The organism is Blautia hansenii DSM 20583, assembly GCF_002222595.2.
In the GTDB taxonomy this organism is placed as follows: domain Bacteria; phylum Bacillota; class Clostridia; order Lachnospirales; family Lachnospiraceae; genus Blautia; species Blautia hansenii.
The window spans coordinates 1,934,346-1,956,423 of sequence record NZ_CP022413.2; the positions used below are offsets into that span (position 1 = coordinate 1,934,346).

General features: G+C 51.4%; 26 protein-coding genes and 1 pseudogene. 1 reads left to right on the forward strand and 26 read right to left on the reverse strand.

The window, feature by feature from the left end:
• Positions 1–4: 4 nt before the first annotated feature.
• From CGC63_RS09810 to CGC63_RS09835, 6 genes are all read right to left on the reverse strand, one after another.
• Positions 5–784 (reverse strand): ABC transporter permease, encoded by a 780-nt coding sequence (locus CGC63_RS09810; RefSeq protein ID WP_003020385.1) that lies wholly within the window; start codon positions 782–784, stop codon positions 5–7.
• Between the two features lie 2 nt (positions 785–786).
• Positions 787–1,572 (reverse strand): ABC transporter permease, encoded by a 786-nt coding sequence (locus CGC63_RS09815; RefSeq protein WP_003020381.1) that lies wholly within the window; start codon positions 1,570–1,572, stop codon positions 787–789.
• Positions 1,565–2,491: an ABC transporter ATP-binding protein gene (locus tag CGC63_RS09820; RefSeq protein ID WP_040351106.1), complete on the reverse strand. Its 927-nt coding sequence runs from the start codon at positions 2,489–2,491 to the stop codon at positions 1,565–1,567. Before CGC63_RS09820 ends, CGC63_RS09815 begins: the two co-directional genes overlap by 8 nt.
• 135 nt (positions 2,492–2,626) lie before the next feature.
• Positions 2,627–3,544 (reverse strand): sensor histidine kinase, encoded by a 918-nt coding sequence (locus tag CGC63_RS09825; RefSeq protein WP_003020375.1) that lies wholly within the window; start codon positions 3,542–3,544, stop codon positions 2,627–2,629.
• A 5-nt stretch (positions 3,545–3,549) separates the two neighbouring features.
• Positions 3,550–4,242, reverse strand: a complete 693-nt coding sequence (locus CGC63_RS09830) for a response regulator transcription factor (RefSeq protein WP_003020373.1) — start codon at positions 4,240–4,242, stop codon at positions 3,550–3,552.
• A complete protein-coding gene (locus CGC63_RS09835) occupies positions 4,235–4,423 on the reverse strand; it encodes a helix-turn-helix domain-containing protein (protein ID WP_003020371.1) in 189 nt (62 codons plus the stop codon). Before CGC63_RS09835 ends, CGC63_RS09830 begins: the two co-directional genes overlap by 8 nt.
• A gap of 150 nt (positions 4,424–4,573) precedes the next feature.
• Here CGC63_RS09835 and CGC63_RS09840 point away from each other — a divergent pair, with 150 nt between their 5' ends.
• The gene (locus tag CGC63_RS09840) at positions 4,574–4,933 is read left to right on the forward strand and encodes a helix-turn-helix domain-containing protein (protein WP_014080204.1); all 360 of its coding nucleotides are present in this window, start codon (positions 4,574–4,576) and stop codon (positions 4,931–4,933) included.
• A gap of 202 nt (positions 4,934–5,135) precedes the next feature.
• Here the strand turns inward: CGC63_RS09840 and CGC63_RS09845 are convergent, their stop codons facing one another.
• From CGC63_RS09845 to CGC63_RS09940, 20 genes and pseudogenes are all read right to left on the reverse strand, one after another.
• On the reverse strand, positions 5,136–6,482 hold the full coding sequence (locus tag CGC63_RS09845) for a relaxase/mobilization nuclease domain-containing protein (RefSeq protein WP_172620990.1): 1,347 nt from the start codon (positions 6,480–6,482) through the stop codon (positions 5,136–5,138).
• Between the two features lie 158 nt (positions 6,483–6,640).
• Entirely contained in the window at positions 6,641–6,988 is a 348-nt protein-coding gene (locus CGC63_RS09850; protein ID WP_003020363.1) for a plasmid mobilization protein, read from the reverse strand.
• Positions 6,985–7,149, reverse strand: coding sequence for a hypothetical protein (locus CGC63_RS15460; protein ID WP_003020361.1), 165 nt, complete (start codon positions 7,147–7,149; stop codon positions 6,985–6,987). Before CGC63_RS15460 ends, CGC63_RS09850 begins: the two co-directional genes overlap by 4 nt.
• A 12-nt stretch (positions 7,150–7,161) precedes the next feature.
• Complete coding sequence (locus CGC63_RS09855; protein WP_003020359.1) at positions 7,162–7,746, reverse strand: defense against restriction DarA-related protein; 585 nt, start codon at positions 7,744–7,746, stop codon at positions 7,162–7,164.
• 13 nt (positions 7,747–7,759) lie between these two features.
• On the reverse strand, positions 7,760–8,719 hold the full coding sequence (locus tag CGC63_RS09860; RefSeq protein WP_040351105.1) for a DUF8626 domain-containing protein: 960 nt from the start codon (positions 8,717–8,719) through the stop codon (positions 7,760–7,762).
• Positions 8,720–8,898: 179 nt separating this feature from the next.
• Positions 8,899–9,252, reverse strand: a complete 354-nt coding sequence (locus CGC63_RS09865; protein WP_040351104.1) for a cysteine-rich VLP domain-containing protein — start codon at positions 9,250–9,252, stop codon at positions 8,899–8,901.
• A 177-nt stretch (positions 9,253–9,429) separates the two neighbouring features.
• Entirely contained in the window at positions 9,430–10,179 is a 750-nt protein-coding gene (locus tag CGC63_RS09870) for a DUF4366 domain-containing protein (RefSeq protein WP_003020355.1), read from the reverse strand.
• Positions 10,180–10,181: 2 nt separating this feature from the next.
• Positions 10,182–10,436: a DUF4315 family protein gene (locus CGC63_RS09875; protein WP_014080213.1), complete on the reverse strand. Its 255-nt coding sequence runs from the start codon at positions 10,434–10,436 to the stop codon at positions 10,182–10,184.
• Positions 10,437–10,450: 14 nt separating this feature from the next.
• Positions 10,451–12,169 (reverse strand): C40 family peptidase, encoded by a 1,719-nt coding sequence (locus CGC63_RS09880; protein WP_089438685.1) that lies wholly within the window; start codon positions 12,167–12,169, stop codon positions 10,451–10,453.
• The gene (locus CGC63_RS09885) at positions 12,150–14,510 is read right to left on the reverse strand and encodes a VirB4-like conjugal transfer ATPase, CD1110 family (RefSeq protein WP_172620980.1); all 2,361 of its coding nucleotides are present in this window, start codon (positions 14,508–14,510) and stop codon (positions 12,150–12,152) included. The genes CGC63_RS09880 and CGC63_RS09885 overlap by 20 nt, the downstream gene beginning before the upstream one ends.
• A complete protein-coding gene (locus tag CGC63_RS09890) occupies positions 14,467–14,856 on the reverse strand; it encodes a PrgI family protein (RefSeq protein ID WP_003020342.1) in 390 nt (129 codons plus the stop codon). The genes CGC63_RS09885 and CGC63_RS09890 overlap by 44 nt, the downstream gene beginning before the upstream one ends.
• 3 nt (positions 14,857–14,859) lie before the next feature.
• Positions 14,860–15,429, reverse strand: coding sequence for an MT-A70 family methyltransferase (locus CGC63_RS09895; RefSeq protein WP_257319276.1), 570 nt, complete (start codon positions 15,427–15,429; stop codon positions 14,860–14,862).
• Positions 15,430–15,431: 2 nt separating this feature from the next.
• Positions 15,432–16,211 (reverse strand): DNA-methyltransferase, encoded by a 780-nt coding sequence (locus CGC63_RS09900; protein WP_003020336.1) that lies wholly within the window; start codon positions 16,209–16,211, stop codon positions 15,432–15,434.
• The gene (locus tag CGC63_RS09905; RefSeq protein WP_003020333.1) at positions 16,201–16,932 is read right to left on the reverse strand and encodes a septation protein SpoVG family protein; all 732 of its coding nucleotides are present in this window, start codon (positions 16,930–16,932) and stop codon (positions 16,201–16,203) included. The genes CGC63_RS09900 and CGC63_RS09905 overlap by 11 nt, the downstream gene beginning before the upstream one ends.
• 15 nt (positions 16,933–16,947) lie before the next feature.
• Positions 16,948–17,814 (reverse strand): VirB6/TrbL-like conjugal transfer protein, CD1112 family, encoded by an 867-nt coding sequence (locus tag CGC63_RS09910; RefSeq protein ID WP_003020330.1) that lies wholly within the window; start codon positions 17,812–17,814, stop codon positions 16,948–16,950.
• An 11-nt stretch (positions 17,815–17,825) separates the two neighbouring features.
• A pseudogene (locus tag CGC63_RS09915) lies at positions 17,826–17,906 on the reverse strand (Maff2 family mobile element protein); the annotation flags it as partial.
• Positions 17,907–17,996: 90 nt separating this feature from the next.
• Positions 17,997–19,667 (reverse strand): recombinase family protein, encoded by a 1,671-nt coding sequence (locus tag CGC63_RS09920; RefSeq protein WP_003020327.1) that lies wholly within the window; start codon positions 19,665–19,667, stop codon positions 17,997–17,999.
• Positions 19,668–19,865, reverse strand: coding sequence for a hypothetical protein (locus tag CGC63_RS09925; protein ID WP_003020324.1), 198 nt, complete (start codon positions 19,863–19,865; stop codon positions 19,668–19,670).
• A gap of 241 nt (positions 19,866–20,106) precedes the next feature.
• Positions 20,107–21,435: a virulence-associated E family protein gene (locus CGC63_RS09935; RefSeq protein ID WP_003020317.1), complete on the reverse strand. Its 1,329-nt coding sequence runs from the start codon at positions 21,433–21,435 to the stop codon at positions 20,107–20,109.
• Entirely contained in the window at positions 21,413–22,057 is a 645-nt protein-coding gene (locus CGC63_RS09940) for a CHC2 zinc finger domain-containing protein (RefSeq protein WP_004841066.1), read from the reverse strand. Before CGC63_RS09940 ends, CGC63_RS09935 begins: the two co-directional genes overlap by 23 nt.
• Between the last annotated feature and the right edge of the window lie 21 nt (positions 22,058–22,078).

The following is a 22,078-nucleotide window of genomic DNA, read 5'->3' on the forward strand; positions in this document are numbered from 1 at the left end:
ATCATCACCAGCCTTTCTTTGGAGCTACCTTTTTGGCCTTTTTCTTTGTTTGGGTTGCTTCTCGTTCTTTTATGCACAAAATCAAGATGGCAGAAATAACGACAGCAAGTGCAAGACTGCAAGAACAGGTTCCGATATTCCAGTTGACTGCGGTATCATAGCTACGGTAGCCTACCATTCCGAGACTTGCGGTAATCGGATAAAGGTTTGCTAATGTCATATTTCCTGCGGCAAACATCCCTCCATATCCATAGACAAAAGCAATGATTACACCGACTAAAAAGCTGCCTGCCCTCCGACAAGTAAGAGCGATAATCGGCAGAACCGCAAGATATAAAAAGAAATTAACCGCAGTAATCTGCAAGGCTGCTTTTAGAGCTAAGGAAATCTCAAAGCCGGGAAATCCCACAATCATTTCTGCTATGATTGTAAACAGACTGCATATCAGCCCGAAAATAATAGACAATACGCCGCACACAATCAATTTTCCGGTCAGCAGTTTCTTAAAAGAGATCGGCACAGTCAGAATATTTTTCAATGTATCATCCGTCTGCTCGCGAGAAATCATATATCCAGCAATTAGGCTGATACACATCGGAAAAATCATGGACATATTGTTTTTGATGACCTGTTCTGTAAGATAGGCGAAATCCCAAACGGAACCATCATTCGCCATAGAGGTAAACAAGGTCAGCAGGACGGATAGGAGCATGAGTGCAACGCCAGCCCAAAGGATATGATACCTTTTCAATTTATAAAATTCTGTTTTTACAATGCGAACCATGTTTATTCCCCCCTCTGCTTATATAATCTGTCAATTAGTAAGAACGAAACCAATGCCATGATCCCAAGAATGAATACAACTTGAAATGTTGAAGGAATTAGCCCTGTCATTTGCTCCAAATCCATTTTTATTCCATGAGCCGCCATATCTCCTGCACTCCAAAATGTAGTCAGTGGCGTGGGCAGAAGCCATAACATGGTTTTAGGCAGCGTGTCAAACAATGCCGTAGCACTCATGTTCAGAACGCTGTAAAAGACGCACAGCAAAATGGAAAAAACATAGGTCTTACTGAAAAAGACAACAAGAACAATCAACGGGAGTGTTCCTGCCGTAATGAAAATTCCTGTTTCAACCGCTAAAAACAATTTATAGCCTATTCCATAAACTTCTAATGTTCCAAATCCGCAAAGAATTGTTGCAATGGTAGAAGCCACACAAAAAACAATTCCCAAAAGAAAGAGGACAATAATCTTTGCAAGCACCATTTGCGTGCTGGTTACGGGAATTGTACGCAGATTTTTGAATGTATCGTTGTCGCGTTCCATAAAGAACAGGATAGCGGCAATCACTCCAATAATGCAGGGCAGTAAAAACTGGATACCATATCCCAACACCATGTTAAATAGTCCGTCAAAAGCATCTGCCCGATCTGTATATCGCTCCATCATAGAGGGCGTTGTCATCAGATAAGTCAGCGGGATTGGAAACAGGAAAGCAGCCAGAATAATCAGCGGAATAAATTTCTTCCGTTTCAATTTCAAAAATTCGCATTTGATTAGTTTAAGCAATTCCTTCGCCCCCTGTCACACGCTTGAAGTAATCTTCAAGACTTTCTTCACAGGTATGTGCTTCTGATACCTCCAATCCGTTTTCTACAAAGGCAGTTACAATTTTACCCACAGGCAGATCAAGGTTGTGCAGGCGCAGATTGTGGTCGTCCTGTATGGAAAAATGGTTTTCATGGAAATTGCGTTCCAAAATTCTTGCTGCCTGTGCAGTATCAGAGAGCGTAAACCGGATATGCTTACTGCTTTTTTGCTCCAGTTCAGCAAGGCTTTCTTCTTCCAGCAATGCGCCGTGGTCGATAATTCCAATATCGTCAGCCAGCAAGGAAATCTCCGAAAGAATGTGACTGGAAATCAAAATGGTTTTTCCTCGCGCGTCACAAAGCTCACGAATAAAGGAACGTACTTCTGCGATACCGATAGGGTCAAGTCCATTGATAGGCTCGTCTAAAATTAAAAGTTCCGGGTCGTGCATGACTGCAAGGGCAATCGCCAACCGCTGCTTCATACCAAGAGAGTATTGCGAAAACAGCTTTTTATCCTTGTAAGGAAGCCCGACCAAATCCAGAGCGTCCTTGATTGCATGGCTGTTCGGCACTCCCCGCAGAGTAGCAAAAATACGCAGATTTTCCGTTGCGGTCAAATTCGGATAAAAGCCGGGGGACTCAATTAGACTGCCAATGCGGGGGAGCAACTTCTTTTCATTCCCTTGCAAAGACTTTCCCCAGATTTTGACCTCCCCGGAAGTCGGCTTCGTTAAGCCCAACAGCATTTTCATGGTAGTGGTTTTTCCGGCTCCGTTTCTGCCCAGCAGACCGTAAATTCTCCCACGCTTCACATGGATATTTAAGTCAGCCACACTCTTTTGTGAGCCGTATTGCTTCGTCAGATTTTTTGTTTCAATGATATAATTTGTATCCATATTCAAAACCTCCTGTTCTGTAAGGTATTCTATCATGCCAACCTTGCATTAACCTTGCCGCAACCTTGCATTAACCTTGCAATTTGAAATTCGGCTAAAATGACAAGAGTTCCCGCCGTAAGGACGGGAACCCGCTTAAATCTCCAAAGGAAAACGCAACACAAATTCAGTTCCCTTTCCCGGAAAACTTTCAACTGTTATGCTTCCACCCATCTTTTCTACAAGCTGATGGACAATAGAAAGACCAAGTCCGCTGCCTTTTTCAGAGCGTCCTTTATCACACTTATAAAGCCGTTCAAATATGTGTTTCAAATCTTCTTTCTCAATTCCCACTCCATTATCCGCCAGCAGCAGCTCCATGTTACTTTCCTTCTTTGACAGGGCAATTTTGATTTTGTCTGCATGGCTGTGAGCGATTACATTTTGAATAAGGTTATTGATGATCCTCATATAGCTATCCATATCCAATCTTACCCGGACAGGCTGTTCAGGAATATCAATGTCATAATCAACCTGTTTATCCTCAAAAATCGGTATCCAGTCAATGAGGATATTTCTTGTCAGCTCTGCGGCCTCAACGCTCTGGATCTCCAAAGCAAACTCGTTTGAATTTAACTTGAACCAGTCAAAGAGTACATCAATATATTCTTTCAGATCATGGGCTTTCCGGCGGGCGGTTTCAATATAATCATCCCGGTCTTTTCCTGTGACCAGTCCTTTGTGTGCAGCGTCAAGATACCCAATCAGAGTAGTAAGGGGCGTTCGCACGTCATGTGAAAGGCTCGTCATAAGCTGGCGGTTGGTTTCTTCTGTCTGCCGTACAGTTGAAAGTCTGCTTTCATAGGCCACAACGATCTCGTTGATTTCATAGGCAAGAGGTGCTGTCAGTTCATTTGTTGCAGATAGAATACGCCGGTTGCCATTTCCGTTTTTCACATCAACCAGCACATCGGTCATTTCTGCTATTTGTTTTTTTACACGCCGAACGAGAACGATGGAAGTCAATACAGCCCCAACAGCAATCACAATGGACAAGAATACAATGATTTCCATACTGACTACACCTCCTTATTAAACCGGTAGCCAATCCCTTTGACCGTTTGTATATACTTTGGGCTTGAAGGATTGACTTCTAATTTTTTACGAAGCCGACTGATAATCGCCATAATGTTACTGTCATCATAGAAATATTCTTCGCCCCAAACTTCCTCATAAATCTGCTGTTTTGTCAAAATTTTCCCTTGATGCTTTGCACAGTACAGGAGCAGATCAAATTCCTTTGGTGGAAGTTCAAAAGTGCCATTTTCCGTCGTAACAGAACGATTTTCAAGGTCAATCTGCAATCCGTCAAAATTTAGCTTTTGTATGGCTCCAGCTTGCTGATTAAAGCGAGTGTAGCGGCGAATAAGAGACGCAATACGGGCAATCAGTTCATCCATATCAAACGGTTTTGTAAGATAATCGTCCGCTCCGGCCCGTAAGCCCCGTACTTTAGAAATGCTGTCATTTTTAGATGTGAACATCAAAATCGGCAGACTGTTCTCTTTGCGGATTTCTTCCAGCGTTTCAAAGCCATCCATACCAGGCATCATCACATCCAGCACTACAAGCTGGTATTCCTGCTCTTTTAATTTCTGTAAACCATCTTTTCCGGTATTACAAAAATCAGCTTCTATGTTTTCTGCTTGTACGCTGCGTTTAATCAAAGCACACAGTTCTCTGTCATCATCTATAATCAGGATTTTATTCATGGCGCAACTCCTTCCCTTGTTTTGTCCTTCCGTCAATCGGCTTTTCTGTGTTCTTTGGAATTAGCCAGATAGTTGCCATCTTTACAGCACCGGGAATACGCCCGGCAGCACAATAGTAATTTACTCTACGAGGTGTCACGCCCCATTTTTCGGCGGCCTCTTTTAGTGTCATATAATCCATTCTGCACCTCCATAGAGTACATTATAGTTCTTCGGCTCGAACAAAACAAGTTTAGGAAGAAAATATAGTGAAATTAAATAGTCAGTAGTATGAAATACACAGTCGTTCAAATAATATCACATGAAATGTAAAATCATATCAGGTGATGTTATGAAGATAGAACGAGATGAAAGACGCTTTGATTTTCACGATATAGGGCTCGCCATCAAGCGGGCAAGAGAAGCCAGCGGCATGACGCAGGAGCAACTGGCCTATATTGTTGACCGCGCTCCGCGTACCATTATGTATAACGAAAATGACGGCCAGCATCCAAGCCTCAACACCTTTTATCAGATGGTCACAATGTTTGATATATCGGTGGATCAATACTTTTACCCGTCCCAGAATAGCGGGAGCGAGTGCAGAAAGCGGATTGATGCCATGTTGAACGCCTTGGACGAAAGAGAATTGAAAATCGTTGAAGCTACAATCCAAGCGATGAAAGCATCGAAAGAAACGGAGGAAACGTAAAAGAAAGCGTAACCTCCGTTTTTTTGCGCCATGTTGCGGGTTGCGCGTTTTGGCAAGCAATTCGGGTGTGGCCACACTCCGAAATTTTTGCAGGGCGCAGGGCCCGCAAAAATGCTTGTTGGGGAGCTCCCCAAACCCGCTGTACTTTGGGACAAATTGTCCCAAAGTCCCGGTGCGCTGCACCGTAGTCTGCGGCCCGTCACTATCGTTCCTGAGCCTTATTTTCACGCTCGTCTGTTATGCCGAGCAGATGATCAATGTTCGCTTTTATTGCCACGGCCTCCCGCATTTGCCGCTGGGCCTCCCGGTATTCTGCATAAAGCTCTTTTTTCTGTCCTGCCAGCTCACGGCGGGATTTTTTTAGTGCTTCAATCTTAGGGAGCTTTGCGCCGTTCAGTATGGTGTTCATGGTATCCTTTGCCGCCCGGTAAGTGGCAAGCTCTGCTTCATGCTGGGCCAGATACTTTTTACTGTACCGCGCAGCCTTGTACCCATCGAACACCGGGCGGGTCTTAGCATAGTCCACCGTGGCAGCCATCAGCTCCGAGGTTTTGGAAAAAGCCTCCTCCGTTGTGCGGAGCTTGTCAGACAGCTTGTGAAAGTGATCCACCGCAGCCTCGGTGCGGGCCGTCAGCGCCGCATAGTCTGTCAGATGATGCTCCTGCAAATACTGGAGTGCAGCGGCCATCTGTTTTAGGTTGTAGACCTTGGCCCATCGTTCATAGGCCGGGCCCTTGCCCTGGGCCATACGCTCTTGAATGTCGATGATGAGATTAACTCGCCGTGGCGGAACCGTGGGCTCCTCTGGCAGCTCGGGGAGCGGACGTTCCCCGGCAATTACCTCCTTGATGTCCTCCGGGTCAAATCCGGCTCCCAGTGTAGAAGCTCGGAGCCGGGTCGGTTTTTCCTGTCCGGGCGCGAGAAATGAGATGACACCGCCGCGCCCCTGTTTCACCGCAAAGCCAGACTCATCCATGAGCCGAAGAAAGTCGGCAAAGTCTGTGGGCTTTTTCTCCAAAGCGGCAAGAATAGCCAGCCGTACCCTCTGCTTGGCAGAGGGCGGCTTTTCCCTGATCCACTGGCCATAGTGGAGAAAACGGCCCTTGCTGTGCTGGCGCGGATTTTGAATGACAGACAATTCATGTTCGATGCACACGCGGTCAGAAAGCCGCCGCAGGGCAAAGGACGAACCAATGAAATTATGAAATTTCCGGGAGCGATCAAAGGCCGTCGCATTGAAATAAATGTGATTGTGGATATGGGCCTTATCAGTATGCGTACAGACAAAGAATTGATGCTTTCCCTTTGTCCAGCGCATCGCCGTTTCATAACCGATACGGTTTGCTTCTTCCGCCGTAACCTCCCCGGGCAGAAACGCCTGCCGGATCTGAAAGAACAGTGCCCCGCGAGATACGGCCCGGCCTGTCTCTGCAAGGTATTGACTTTTTACCAGAAGAAACTCGGCGGGAGCCGTGTTCGGATCGCAGAGATAGGAAGATACGGCTCCCAGCTTTTCCGGGTTCAGGCCATAGGTGAAACGATCCTCCATCGTTTGAATTGCACTTTTTCCCGCCGCTGTTTTATAAGGGCGGATGTAGGTGGTCGCCGTAAAAATCCCTCCTTCCGGCAAACAGTATTTTTACTTTGGGACACTTTGTCCCGAAGTAGAAAAAGCCGGGGAGCGGTATCAACCACTCCCCGGACGGGTCAGAGCTCTACCAGCGCGGAGAGCTGTTTCAAGAGATCAGACAGCGGCCCCCACAAAGCGGCATAGTCCCGCTGCAAGGCCGCGAGTTCTTCGGGATAAATCGCGCCGTAGGTGTTGGCTTGAATTGCCACTTGGTTCAGATTGTTGGAGCAGCGCCGCTGGAGCGAAACCAGCTCACGAACAGGCGAAAGGTCAACATGAAGCACATACCCACTCAGGGCCATTTTCCGCATATAGGCTCCCATATTACGGATGCCAGCCTCCGCCATACGTTCTTGAATCAGAGCCTGCTCCGCCTCCGACACCATCACATGAAGATGGATCGGACGGCGGCGTTTCTTTGTCATCGCTCCTCACGCTCCCGGCTGCGGCAGGCGCGGGGCGGCTCCTTTACCTTATCCAGCGGCTTTTCCTGTTTGTCTGCCGGAACAGGGTGCGGCAAATGAAATTCACGGTGCAGGCGCAGCACCTCCAGTACAGACAATTCCTGTTCACGTTTCTTTTCCATATACGCACCTCCTTATCTATCGCCACGGTCAGGCTGCCTCCGTTGGGGAGCCGGAGCCTCCGAGCCGCGATCTGCCTCCGCCAACTTTGCCGCATTTTTCATCTGCTCGGCAATCGGACGGGGTCTGTCGGGATTATCAGGCGCAGGACGCAGCTCATAGTCGGATGCCTGTTTTTCCGTTAGCGGGCGGGTATAGGTAAGATAGCCCCAAGCCAAGAACGAGCCATTTTCCACCGGGATGCGCTGATCGTAATTGAAGATTTCATCCGGCTTGTTATAAGGCGGCTTCGGGAATGTCCCGATGTCCACAGGCCGCTGGGTCGAATAATACTTGTAAAGGCCGGGAGCCTCGGTCTGCCTGATCCCGACATTATAAATACGCTGATAGTCCTGCACCCGGTCTGTGAAATCCTGTTCCATCGCGGTGCGGTCATTTCCATAGTGACCCCATTCATACTGCCGCTGGCCGTCCTTGTCATCATAGCAGGCCCATGTGACATAGCGGGATGGCGCGGTGGGATGTTCGCCCAATGCAAATCCTCGTCCATTTTCCAGCATGACCGCCTTCAAAATAGCATAGCCTTGATTTTTGTCCATAGTACACCTCCCATCATCGAGACATTTCTTTATTTTCTCTTTTCACAAACGGCTGGAGCTGATAGGGGCTTGTACCGTCCTCGGGTCGCAGAAAGTCTATCCGGGCCGCAGCACGGATAGCGTTCTGGTTAAGCTGCCGCTGCCATGCCCCTTGGCTGGGAGCCCACTTAAAGCCGTTGCTTTTCAGTTCCTGCCGCTGATCGGCATCGGGCTTTTCCTCAAAAATAAGCTGCAAACGATTTTCAGCCTCGTTGATTTTTGCCTCACCTCCGGGGAATGTCCAGCCAGCAAACTCGGAGCGGCTGCTCAGTTCCTCAATGCGCTGGCGCACACGGCGGATGTTGGCGTTGTTGTTGGAAAGCAGATAGGCGGGGTATGGCTTGCTTTTGTCCAAGTGCCATGACTGCGCCATATCTGCTTTGAGCTTTTCTGCCTGCTCCGGCGTAAGCTCCGGGCAGCCGTCCAGCGTTTTGTGTTTCCGAAAATACGCATTGACCGCCTTCATGGTGGTCTGCTGGGACTCCAGCCCCTCCAGCTTTTTTGTCAGCTTTTCCACGGCCAGATCGTCATCCGCGCTGATCCCACCCATTCCAACAGAGCGGATTTTATCAAGCAGCTTTGAAATCTCCGCATACTCTCCATAGTTGCGATCCCGGGCGGCGTTCTGCTTGTGCTTTTTTGTCACAGGGAAATTGCCGCCCCCGGAGATCAGAATAGAGGGCACCCGGGCATCAATCACATTGCGTTCATTCAGATTTTCGGCAAGTTTCCGGGCATAGCGATCCACCAGTGTGTCAATCTTATCATGGTACATGGGATCGACACGCGCTTTCTGGCGTTCCGCCGCTGCATACGCTTCATCGACCATTGCCCGGTAGCCCGCCGTAGCGGAGCCCGGCTGATAGTCGGAAAAGCTGTTCATATCCTTTGCCCGCTTTGCGGCTTCTTCATTGATTGGATAATATTTCGGCATAGTACCTCCTTCCACAAAAGCCGGAACTTTGGGACAAATTGTCCCAAAGCCCCGGCAGCTAAAATGTTGACAGCATCTCACGGAAACAGGGCCGGACGTAGAAATATACGCCTCCCGCAGAAAATGGCCTTAAAAAGCCTTGTCACAGGCGGGTTTTGGATGTCCTAATTGTCAACACATCAGCCCCGTTTTTTCCGCATATATTCCCGCTGCTGTCTGCGGTGTGCCGCCTTTGCACAGGCCACCGAACAATAGGTTTGCCGTCCATCAGGAGCCACGGCTCTGCCACATACCGGGCAAGCCTTGAAATCCGGCCTTGGCCCCTCTGTCAGCAACGCAGCCTCCAGCGCCGGATCAAGGGGCAGAACAGCCTCGCGGAAGTAGCGGCAATAAGCCCCCGTCCAGCATTTCCCAAACATATAGCACTCGCAATCCAGCGGCAGGCAGCCGCAGTCCCGGTCATAGTTGGCACACCATTTTGACACCAGCCTGCGGATTGCCGCTTTTTCTGTCCGGGTCAGTTCTCGGCCCACAGTATCACCTCCCGTTGCCCGGTGGTTTGAGCTGCTCCCGGTAGCAGAACACGCAGCCGATCCCGCGCCAGTAAGGGCAGCCGTCACAACGGGAGCCCTTCGGCGGCAGGCTTGGCGGCACACCCTTAAAGTAGCTTTTTTCTTTCATAAATCCCTCATAGGGGTTGTTGGTAAATCTCATTCATTATCCTCGCTTTCTGTATTGTCCTCGTCCCAAGGCGGCCCATCGTCCTCGGGATCGTCATAATCAGCCAGTTCCTCACTGTAATCCTCTTCGGGTACAGCAGCTTTTTCATGCTTCGGGCGATAGATTTTGAAGTACCAGCCTGCACCGCCGCCCAGAACAGCCACTGCCAAAATCAGCAGAAGTGTCCCGGTATTGCTTTTCTGCTGGGGCTCGGGTTCCGGCTCCTCCGCAGGTTCCGTCACCGGGGCGGGTTCGGGAGCTGTACCAGCACACTCGGTCATGTTGACCGCGCAGACCTCGCAATCCGTATTGATGGCTCCGGGCGCACATTTTTCTGTGCAGGAGCAGGCCGGAAGCTCTCCGCCAGCGGCCTCCAGTGCCGCCAGCAGATCGGCTTCATCCACCATGTTCAGAAAGTAGGTGTGATACTGTTCGCCGTCCTCGTCCACAGGCTTGTCATAATCAATGACAATGTAAAAGGTGTTGCCGCCGCTGGTTTCCACCGTGATAAACTGTTTGTTGGTTGCAGCATCATAGAGCAGATCGCGGGTCACAAGGTTTCCATCCTCCGAAAAGCCCGCGCCCGGGGTAATGGTAGGTGCAGGCTCCGGGGCCGGAGTTTCTTCCACAACAGGCGGTTCCTCATTCCCACTGTCCGAATAGGCGTAGGCTGGGATCGCAAAGCCGCATAAAAGAACGGCGAAGCAAAGCCCCGCCGCCAACATACGAAAGTGTTTCATATTCAGTTCTCCTCCTTCTTTTCTTCTTCGGACTTCGGGACACTTTGTCCCAAAGTGCCACCGTCCTTCAGCTTTTCAAACAGCAGCGGGAGCTCCGTAAGGGAGATGCTCATACCGCGCACAATGTCCACGATCTCGCTGTTTTCTGCCTCCAGCTTTTTCTGCTCCAGCTCCTTGAGCCGGGCCTGCTGTTCACTGATTTTAGCCTTGACCTTATCAATCTCGGCCTGAATTTTCATGCTTTTGGTAGTTGCCATTTCAAAACCTCCTGTCACGGTAAACGCCCGTAGGCGTAAAAATGAGATTGCCAGTAGCTTGTATTCAAATTTGCGTAGCCGATGGGATCTCCGCAATGCAGCATTTTTCCGTCACCGACATAAATCCCGCAATGACTCACGCCCGGCGTGTCATAGGTGCCTTTGAAGAACACCAGATCACCGGGTTTGGGAGAGCTGGTCGGCGTACAGATGTTATAGAGCCCCTGGGCTCCCAGCCTGCCAACATTCCAGCCGGAGTGATTGATGACCCATGAAACATAGCCCGAGCAATCAAAGGAAGTAGCCGGAGAACTGCCGCCCCACACATAGGGATAGCCGATGTATTTCTGCGCCTCGGCAAGCATCGCGGCAAAGGTTTCATCGTCCAGATATTCTCCGGGTACTTCGTAATCACCGGGTTTCCCGGTAATGTACTTGTTCACATAGGGAGAATCCGGGAACAGATCGGGGCGGTTTCCCAGCGTTGCCATATAGATGGCATACCGGGAAAGCTGATCCTCGCCCATGACATACACGGGTACATGGGATAAATCAAAGTTCTCCAGCGTGACCGTACAGATGTAATAGTCGTAAGGCACCTGATAGGTGTCTGTATGGGAGTTGCCGTCCTCGTCCGTCCATGTGTCGGTTTCTGTGCGATACCGGGTTTCCACCACCACATCCTCCGTGAGAATGTATTGGCGGTCAAACAGCATTTGCAGCGTTCCCTGTACCTCGTCTATTGTCCATTGTCCCTCATGGAGCGCACACAAAAGAGAAAGCAGCACATAGGGGTCATGTTCGATTTCGTCCAGATCGAAGTGGTATTCGTCATAGTCATGGGTGCTTTCATAGGTATCCAGATAATGCTGCAAATCATCTTCCAGCGCACAGTAGGCAGCTTCGGCGGCCAGCATATCCCGATCCTCGCAAGGATAGGTGCTGGCCCCTAATGCACCGGCCCCGGCGTTCCCCAGCATAAGCATGGTAGAGGAACAGGACTGCATAGCAAACAGGAGTAACACACAGAGCACCGCAACCACGGCACCTGCGGGATGACTTTTGACAAATTCCACTGCCCGGGCGGTCAGGCGTTCTGTGGCTGTGGCAGTTTTCCCAGCCGCAGCCGCGCCCTGCTTTGCAGCCTCCTTTGCCTGCTTGCGGTATTGCCTGCGAAGCCGTTGCTTTTGCCAGTAGCGGGTAAGGGCATTTTTCGTCAGCTCCGGGTGCTCCTGTGCGGCGGTGTGAAAATGGTAGTCCGCCGTGTACTTGGTATAGCGGGCTTCGGCCTTGCGTACCACTTTTGCCGGATGTTCCCGGACTTTACGGCGCACAAAGCGGGAGCCGTGCCGCAGCGCGGTTTCTCCCACAAGCTCAGAACGGTGTGCGCCTTCTGTGCCGACATTTTCCTGTTCCACTTCAAAAATCTTGCCATGCACGAAGCTGTGAACGGAACCACTGGCAACACGGCCTATGCGTTTTACCGGGCCGGGCTTTTTCGGCGGCTTTTGTTTTGCCAGCTTCTCCCGGGCCTGTTCCAGCTTTTCGCCTTGGGACTCCATACGGAGCTTTGCCGCCGCAGCCTGTTCCTGCTGGCTCTTTTTGCGGAACTTGGACTTCGGGACACTTTGTCCCGAAGTGTCGGAAGCCTCCGGCCCGGGCTGTTCCCCGTCAGGGGCGTGGGCGGTCTGCGACCAAGCCTCCTCCTTGGTCTTATTCGTTTTTCGTTTCATTCTTCATATCCTCCGGGCGGGTAGTCAGCAGGTCATAGATTTCTCCGCGAGGGAACCGATCCACAAACGGAATGGTTACATTTCCATAGAACAACAGCCCCTCACCGGAATTGCTGTGTGTGATATAGGAAAGCTGATGCTCGGAAATGCCGAGCTGTTTTGCCAGAATGGTACGGTCACTCTGCGCCTGCGAAAGCAGAATCATAAAATCCGTGTTGTCCAGAATGTTCTCGATTTCCCGGCTGGCCAAAAGGTCTTTGACGTTCTGCGTCAAAGCAGACGGCACACATCCTTTTTTACGCAGCATTTTCCAGACTGCCACAAAGTAGCTGGCTGTCAGCGGATCGCGGAGCAGGATATGAAACTCGTCAAAGTAGCACCAAGTCGCCGCGCCCTCGTGGAAGTTCTGATCCACCGCCTGCGAAACAAACTCATTTGTGATGTGCATTGCAATCTTTCTAAGGTTTTCGCCCATGTTTTTCAGAACGATGCACACCACACGGCTGTCCGTCTTGACGTTGGTAGGATGGTTAAAGAGATTGAGGGAGCCTGTGCAATAAAGCTCTAAGGCAGTTGCCACGCGCCGGGCTTCGGGCTCCGGCTGGCGTAAGAGCTCTTCGTACAAATCCTGCAACAGCGGTGTTTTTGCGGTTTCCAGTCCGAGCGCCTGCTCCCGATACACCAAACGCACACAGCGGTCAATGACCGTCTTTTCAATGGGCTGCAAACCTTCCTTGCCGCCAACCACCAGCTCGCACAGGGACAAAAGAAAATCCGCCTTCATGGAAAGCGGGCTTTCTCCGGCAGCCATATTGAGCTCCACATCCATCGGATTGAGGTGGTGCGGGCTGTCCGGGGCAATCTCGATCACCTGGCCGCCCAGCCTTCGCACCAGCGGAGCGTATTCGCCCATCGGGTCAACCACGATGATCCGATCCTGCGGGATGGTGAGAAACACATTCAAGAGCTCGCGCTTTGCGGCAAAGCTCTTTCCGGAGCCCGTAGAGCCCAAATACATCCCGTTTGCTGATTTCAGCTTTTTGCGGTCAGCCATGATGACATTGTGAGAAAGTGCGTTCATGCCATAGTAGAGGGCCTGCCCAGCCATGCGGAGCTCCCTTGTCATAAAAGGAATAAAGATGGCTGTGGAGCTGGTGGTCATACCGCGCTGGATTTCTACCTCGTTGTAACCAAGGGCCAACGAGGAAACAAAGCCCTGTTCCTGTTGCCAGTCCAGACGGCGCAGAGCGCAGTTGTATTTCTGCGCGATACCGCCCACGGTAAACACATCGTTTTCCAGCCGCTGGCGGTTAGGAGCAAGGTTTACCACCGTAAAGGTCAGCAGAAACATTCGCTCATTGCGGGATTGCAAATCAGCCAGAAGCTCCGCCGCGTCCTTGCTGAATGTGATCAGGTCAGGGGGAAGAATATCCGGGTCATAGCCGGAGCGCACAGCCTTTCTCTGTTCCTCCACCTTCATTTTTCCGATGTCAGAGATTTTCCCCTTGATGGTCTTGATTGCCTTGAGCTGATCCACGGTCTGAATGTGCATGGTCACGGTCATTTCCGCATCCAGCTCCAAGATTTCCGCCAACAACTTATCCGAAAGCTCCGATGCCATAATCTGTAAGTAGGACACCGCGCCCCAATACTGGCCGATGCGGAATGTGCGGGACTGGCGGAAGTCGAGACTGTCCGGGGCAATAAAGTCTTTTGTGCCGAGCCCGGTCTGCGGGATGTCTTTCCACGAAAAACGGAACGCCTCACGGCTCCCCGGGTGCATCTGGCTATGAAGCAGCGCAAGGCGGGCCCGTCCGTCCATCGGCTCCGAGGGAACGCCCAGTCGCTTAAAGTTTCCCATGACATCGGCCTCCACACGCTCCAGACGGGGCCGTGCCTCCGCAATCCCCTCGGCGGGTATGCCAAAGGTGATGTATTTTGAGCGTTCAATGCCGTTATTGCTTTTGGCAATCTGATTTTTCAGCATCCCGGTAAACTCATCCCGGACGCTGTTATAGTTGTCATCCGCTTTCGGGATATTGACTTGATAGCGGCTGCGGGAATGGGAACGACGGTTGATAAAGGAAAGCTGGAACGGCAGCGAACTGTCAAAGTAGTTGAGGAATGAGCTCCATCCGCTGAATATGGCGGTCTGATCCTCGGTGGATGCCACGGAGTAATTGATGTCCTCATATTCCACGGTTTTTGTATAGAGCCCGCCCGGGAGCTTGCACACACCGTCCGGGTGCATGGACAGATACGGGATTGTCTGTTGGGCAGACAGGGTCGCCCGGCCTTTACCCTTGGCGGCGGCTACGTTTTTCTTCTTTGTGTTTTTCAATCACATCCTCCTTTCCAGCGCCCGGCCCGGCAAAGGGCGCATAAATGTTTTCGGTTTGGTAGGCCCTGATCCCCGGCCTTAGAAACTTGGCCCGGATGATATTCCGCACCACCTTTTCAAAGGGTAAGCCGTCCTTTTCATACATCGCCAGAAGGAACGCCGGGAGCATAATTCCCAGCATGAGAAACATCGCCCCGGTATTGCCGAGGGTGCCACGGGTCAGCAGATAGGCCGGAATCCCCACTGCGCCCGCGCTGCCGAAGCAGACAAGCTGGCGTTTGGTGAGGTTGAAAGCCATCTTTGTTTTGATTTTGGATAAATCGTTTGGTACGTTTACATAGGGCATAGATCACACTCCTTTCTGCACTTCGGGACAATGTGTCCCAAAGTCCGGGATGGTTGGTGTTACTTCATTTCCCCATACAGCCCAGCCGGGCGGGGTCTGCCTGGCAAAGAGCTCCACGCGGGGCAGATCTCCCATCAGGGAAATGATTTTGGCGCGGGCCTCGTCCGGCTTTTTGCTATGGGCTTCAATCGGGGAAATGATGAATTGATGAATGTTGGCAGCCTGCCGCTTCGGGTGGCCCTTGGTTGCCAGCAGGCAGATTTCTGCATTGCCCCTTGTCCAGAAGCCAAGGCCGTAAAACCAGCTATCCGCCTTCTTGTTCTTTTTCAGCCAGACGAAAGCAACGCTTTTGTAGGTGAAGCCCCAAGCCTCGATCAGCCGGAGCGCCTCCGGGAGCTGCGGGAAAGTGGCCCATAAAAAGAGTGCGCTGTCCGGGGCTGCAAGATCAGCCACAGGCAACGCACATAAATCCTCAATGCTCATAGTGGGATAATGATTTTCCGCCGCGCCCTGTACTTTCTTAGCCGAGTAGCGCCAAGGGGGATCGGCGTAAATGATAGAATACTGCTGGATAATTACACTCCTTTCTCGCCGGAGCTTTTTACTGCCTGCGCCGCACGGATGCGCTCACTGGCGGCGGCATAAAAGGACGGGGCCGTTTCAAAGCATACAAAGCGACGTTCTGTGTTGATAGCTGCAATCGCGGTTGTGCCGGAGCCCGCGCAAATGTCCGCGACCAATTCGCCGGGGCGGGTATAGGTGCGGATCAGATACTCACAAAGCTCCACGGGCTTCTGTGTGGGATGGATGCCGCCGGACACCGTAGGCACAAAAAGCACATTTCCGGGATAGCGGCGGCCATCGTTGGACTCTGAGCCCTGCCGTTCAAATTTCCCATAGTTAGAGCTTGTACCGCTTCGGGAATGAACACGGGTATATGGCTTGCCGTAAGTAAACTGTGGATTGTAGACCGGGGACTTTTGGTAAAACACCAAGATGTTCTCGGACTTTTTCAGCGGAGCCCGGTTTGCATTGAGAAAGCCCGTTCCGCGCTCTTTATACCAAATCCACTCATAGCGGAGCATGGCGAGGTTGGATGCGCCCAGCACCTTGTCAAAGGGGCACTGTGCGAAAAACAGCACTGCGCCATTCGGCTTGACCGCCCATTTCACCGCCTCCCACAACTCCGGGAGCGGCAGGGGCACATCCCAATAATTCCGGGTTGTGCCGTAAGGCGGATCAGTCAACAGCATATCCACGCTATGTTTGGGCAGGGAGCGCAGGCCCTCAATGCCATCCATGAGAAACAAGCCCTCCTTCGGGACACTTTGTCCCAAAGTGCGGCTATCGGTCATTACGGGCCTCCTTTGCCTTGGCAGGCGCAGGCCGGGCAGCGTTTTCTTTTCCTGCTTGCTTTGCAGCCTCGGCCATCTGCTCCTTGATCGGGGCAGGCCGTACCGCCTGGGCCCGTGCAACAAGCTGTTCCACCGCCGCATGATACGCCTCCACACCAGCCGCATTGATCCGTTCCTGTGTGGCTCGGTCAGGAATCCGAACCGTAGCCCGGTATCCCGTCCGGCTGGCAGGATCAGGTTTAGAGGGAGCGCCGAGGAAAATCCCGTTTTTCCCGTCCACAACCTTAAAATCGTCGATGACCACACCGCCAAAATTAACGCTGGCGAAGCCGATCAGTTTTCCCTGCGGCTCAATCGGGCGGACAGATACCGTGATTGGAACAACCGCCTCCTGCAAGACAGCATCTGTCCGCATTTTTACTGCCTCATCAATGCTAACGCCCTTGACTTCTGCAAGCTCCGCGATGGGAGCATCAAACAGCCAGCGCCGTTCCTCCGCAGCAATCTGCTCCGGGGTCAGCAATACATCGTCTTTCTTACTCAGATAAAATTCCTCCTTTCCGCTTGCCGGAGCAGGCTGGGCGGGGTCGTCCATCAATTCTTTTCTTTGCAGGACGGCCTCTGTTTCCGCCATAAAGCGGTAAGCATCCGCCTCAGTAAACTCCTCCGGCGTTTTTCCATTCCATAAGCGCGTTCCATCCGCCCCGTATCTTCGCGGCATAAGCACCACCTCCTGTTAATGAGCGCCAAAGATACGCTGGGCAATGCTCCCGGTCTTAAAGAGCATGAAGCAAAGCAGAACCGTGTAGCCCACAGTTCCCCAAATCGCCCCGATGGGATCGCCGCTTGTTGCGATGCCTTGAATGAGCACCGCGTAAATTGCAACACATACAAGGATCAGCAGCCCTTGAAAGCCTACGGCAAACAGGGACTTGATGTAGTTCTGCCCGGTGCCGCCAAGCTCCCGGTTGGAAAGCGTAGCAACGGGGATGGGGGCCAGACTGGTCAGCAGATAGATTTCCAGCATCCTGCCATACACCAAAACGAAAATGATAATCCCCATTGCTTTCATCGTGAAGCCAATGAGTGCAGACTGCAGCCACAGCCCCAAAAGCGGCCCCAAGTCCATCGCCTCCAGCGAGGTTTCCAATTCGGCAAGCATATCCGCCGAAACATCGGTGGAGCCTTGAATGAGCCCGCCTGCCTGCGCGATGACGCTCTGCGATACATCGAACACGGCCATGACGATATTGAATGTGTTTGACAGGATTAAGATTGCACAGGCCGTTTTGAACATCCATTTATAGAGGTTCGCAACGTCAACCTCGTGCATATTGTTCTTTTCCAAAAGCATCTGTATGAGCTCATAAGTGGCAACAAAGGTCAGCACCATTCCGGCAATCGGCAGGATCACCGTTTCGGAAAGCTGTCGGATCAGGGAGAAAACCCCGGCGTGCCACGCCGCCGGGGTAGTCCCTACCTGTGCCGCAATCTCTCCGACTTGGGCATTGACGGTATCAAAAAGCCCTTCGAGGTTTCCCATAATCCCGCCAATCAGAAGCTCTTTGAGCCAGTTTGTGAGCCAGTCGGTGAGAAAATCCATAAGCGCCTACCTTAAAACAGGCCAGACAGCAGAGGGATCAGTGTGGTGCCAATGACGATGATGCCGCCGCCCGCCATGAGCTGTTTTATCCCCAATTAGGTGTAAAACTCTGCTCGATGGCGGGCGGCGGCGTACAAAAAATCTATATGGTGTTGTTAAGAGAACCGTCCCGGCGGGACAGGTCAGGCAGTGACCTGTTCCACCTCTGGGATGGGTTTGAGATTAAAATGAATTTCGATAGAAATGTGTCTTGTTTTATCTTCGTCAATGCGCTCATGCACGACGATTTCTTTGATTAAGCGGTTGAGGGTGGCTACGTCCAGCTCTGTGATATTGGCGTATTCCTGAATGGCTTCCACCCATTGTTTTGCGTCATTGGCAAGCTGGACTTCATCGGACAGCCGCTTTCTGCCCTCGGACACTTTTGCTTTAAGCTCCGTCTGCTCGGTCTGTGTCTTTTCCAGCATGGTGTTGAAATTCTGCTCACTGATACGCCCTGCAATCATATCCTCATAAAGCCGCATGACCATTTTGTCCAGAACCTCAATCCGTTCCTCGTCCCTTGTAAGGGAGCGTTCCATTGCTTCCCGCTGTTCCCGCTGCTCGGCTTCACAGGTATTGGTCAGGCGGTCAGCAACCGCTTCCCCGTCCATCAGGGCAGCTCTGGCACATTCCCGGATTTTCCGCAGCACATGGCTGTAAAGGGTGTCATAGTCAATCCGGTGCTGGGTGCAGTGGTTCTTTCCAAAGGCATTGTAGGTCTTGCAGGAATAAATCTGCTGGGGATGTTTTGCGTTTGTGTAGCGTACTGTCAGCGACTTCCCACACTCGCCGCATTTTAACAGTCCGGCAAACAGGCTGATTTCATTAGTCTGCCCCGGACGCTGGCGGGATTTCAGCTTGTTCTGCACAATGTCAAAGCTCATGCGATCAATCAGCGGTTCATGCTGCCCCTCCACCACAATCCAGTCCTCCGGCTTCTTTTCCCCAATCGTGCCGATTTTGAAACGGTAGTCCTTTTTCTGGGAAGCAATCGCCCCGGTGTAGACGGGATTCATCAAAAGGTCTTTGATAACGGAGAAGTCCCACATATACCGCCCGTTTTCCGGGTCTTTCTTTTCCCATTTGGTGCGGGTATTGCGAAGCCCCCGTTCCCGGTTCCACCATGTGGGGCAGGGGATTTTTTCTTCCTCCAGCCGTCTGCGGATATAGTTCGGACCATGACCGTTCAGGGCATATCCGAAAATCAGCCGCACAATCGGGGCGGTTTCCTCGTCAATGAGCAGATGGTTTTTGTCCTCCGGGTCTTTCCGATATCCAAACGGGGCAAGACACCCGGTAAACTGTCCTTTCTGCGCTTTCAGAAGATAAGAGGAATGGACTTTCTTGGAAATATCCTTGCTGTACATCTCGTTCAGGATATTTTTGAACGGGGCAATGTCGTTGTTATCCCGCAGGGTGTCGATTCCGTCATTCATGGCGATATAGCGGACACCGTTTCTTGGGAAAAAGTCCTCAATCAAATGCCCGGTTTGCAGATAGTTACGCCCCAGTCGGCTGAGGTCTTTCGTGATGACAAGGTTGATTTGCCTGCGCTCAATGGCTCTCAACATTCTCTGTAAATCAGGACGCTCCATATTAAGACCTGTGAAGCCATCGTCCTGATAGACTGCCACAACCTCCCATCCCTGCTTTTCGCAGTATTTTTCCAGCATATCACGCTGGTTTGCGATACTGGCACTTTCGCCTTGCAGGTCATCGTCCTTTGACAGCCTGCAATAGACCGCTGCACGATACCCTCCGGCAAGTGCCGAACCGATTGTTCTGTATTCCATTTCGTTCATCATAGCCATTTACCCACACAATCCAGACGGTATCTGGCTCTTTTGAACCTCATCTTCATTATAGCTCATATCTTTCCTTTTAGCAAGATATTCTTTCGTATTTGTCTTACCGTATTTCTGGGAAATCAGGCTGACGAACACATCGGTTGCGTCCAGTTCCCCGTCAAATACCGTTGTAACATGAATCTCTGTTTTGTTTTTTGCCATAGGCAGTTATCCTCCATACATGAAAATAGCCAGACAGAGGGTGTCGGCAACGAAGTCCGGCAACGGGCTTCAAAAGACCTTGCAAACAATCTCAATCTGGCGATGGTTACTATTTATACTTTTCTTTTATTTTTCTGTTGTTTTGGTTGTTATAAGGGAGAAAAGCCCGCAGTTATGGGGTTTTCCCCGGCAACCGGCTCGGCAACGGGATAGCAACAGGGGATGCAACGGGCTGTCATTTTCAGAATGGAAGCTCCATCTGTTCTGTGACCTCCACAAAACCGTCCATCGTTTTTTCAGACGGGTTGCCGGAGTCCGTTGCCGGGTTTTCACGCTCCCAGCCCTTTTGTCTGCCATATTCGGAAAACATTCTTGGGTTTGGGAAGTACCGCCAGCCGGAAATGCACTGGTTCATAATCTCGTTGATTTCCCGGATTTCCCATTGCTTCGGCTCGTCAAAGACATGGTTCAAGGCTTCCTTGTAGAGCTGCTTGGAGCAGACCATGCTCCCGGTGTACTTATCAAGATACGCCTGTATCATCCCGGCTTTGGTGTCCTCCGGCATAAAATCCCTCTGGTGTTCTTTGAGATACCGCTGCATGGCGGGGCTGAAAGCCAGCTTGAACCTGCCGCTTCGGTAAATCTCCATCGCTTCCGCCCACATCTGCTCGATATAGGCTCTGGAAGCAGCTTCGTCCTCTAAAATGTGAACCTCGGCTTGCTCCGGGTACACCATGACGGGGATAAAGCGGCGGTTGCCGGAACGGTCAAGGGGCAGGAAGTCAAGGGCATTGGAAGTGCCGCCAAACACGCACTGACGGGGGCGGTCTGCCGGGTGGGTTTCATAGGGTATCTTGTAAACCTCTTTCTGCCGGCTTAAAAATGACTTGATTTCCTCAATGCTCTTGGCGTTTGCGGTTGCCATCATTTCCGACATTTCGATAATCCAGTGACCTTGCAGCTTGCGGTACACATTGTCATCGTCCAACTTCCGCAAATCATCGGAGAACCACTCGTCCCGGACTGCCAGCAGACGGAAGAAGGTGGACTTGCCAGCCCCCTGACCGCCTACCAGACAGAGCATGATTTCAAACTTGCATCCGGGCTGAAAGGCTCGTGAGATTGCACCCAGCAGGAATAGCTTCAACGCTTCATAGGTGTAATCGTCTGCGTCAGCCCCCAAAAAGTGCCGCAGGCAGAAGCGGATTCGCTCTGTCCCATCCCACACAAGGGTATTGAGATAATCCCGGATGGGATGGTACTTGTTTTCATTCGCCACAATCCCGATGGCGTTATCAATCTTTTTCTCATTGGTAAGCCCGTAGGTTTCTTCCAGATAGAGAAGCAGATACTTCATGTCCGTATCGTTTAAGGCGGTGCTTTCCCTGTGGAAACCGATGGGCTTTATGATGTCTTTGCGGTCGGTCAGGATGTTGTAGGCGATAGCCCCGGAAAGCAGCGGGTCACGCTGGAATACAGTCAGGCAGTTTCGTATGCTCTGACGGACACCGCCTTTCTCGGTAGTTTCCAGCCCCGCCTTGATTTCCTCAATGCTCTGGGGCGGCTGCATGGCGTTTATGGTGTTTTTTAGTTCTTGCTGCGTCTGCGGCTGCAAGCTCTGCCATTCGCTGTTCAAGCTGTATCACATCCTTTCCGTAGTCCGTAATCAAAGCCGCTTTTTCCTCGGTTTCCCCGAACAGCAGCACATCCAGCAGATATTCCACATGGGCTTGCTTCTGTAAGGCTTCCACAAACCGGGGATGAAAGGCTTCCTCCGGGGAGTGTGGGGCATAATCTTTTCTCCATTCCCGGAGTAGGTGGAGATAATCGGCAAGGATACGGAAGCAGCGGTTCTTTGCTTCCTGAAACTGTTCCTCCGGGGATTTCTGCCGGGGCTTGGGCTTTTTTGCCTTTCCCGGCGGTTTCCAGTCCTCATAGGAAAGCCCGAAGTCCTGTGCCAGCTGTACGGCGGCTTCTTTCTTTCCCAGCCCATACAGGGCGGCGGCAAAATCAATCACATCCCCATCTGCACCGCAGCCGAAGCAGTGATAACGCCGATCCAGCTTCATGCTTGGGGTTTTATCGTTATGGAACGGGCAGCAAGCCATCCCGTTCCGACCTATATGGATTCCATAATGCTCCGCAGCCTGTCTTGTTGTGACGGACTGCTTCACAGTTTCAAATACATTCAAATCTATCCCTCCTTGAAAAAA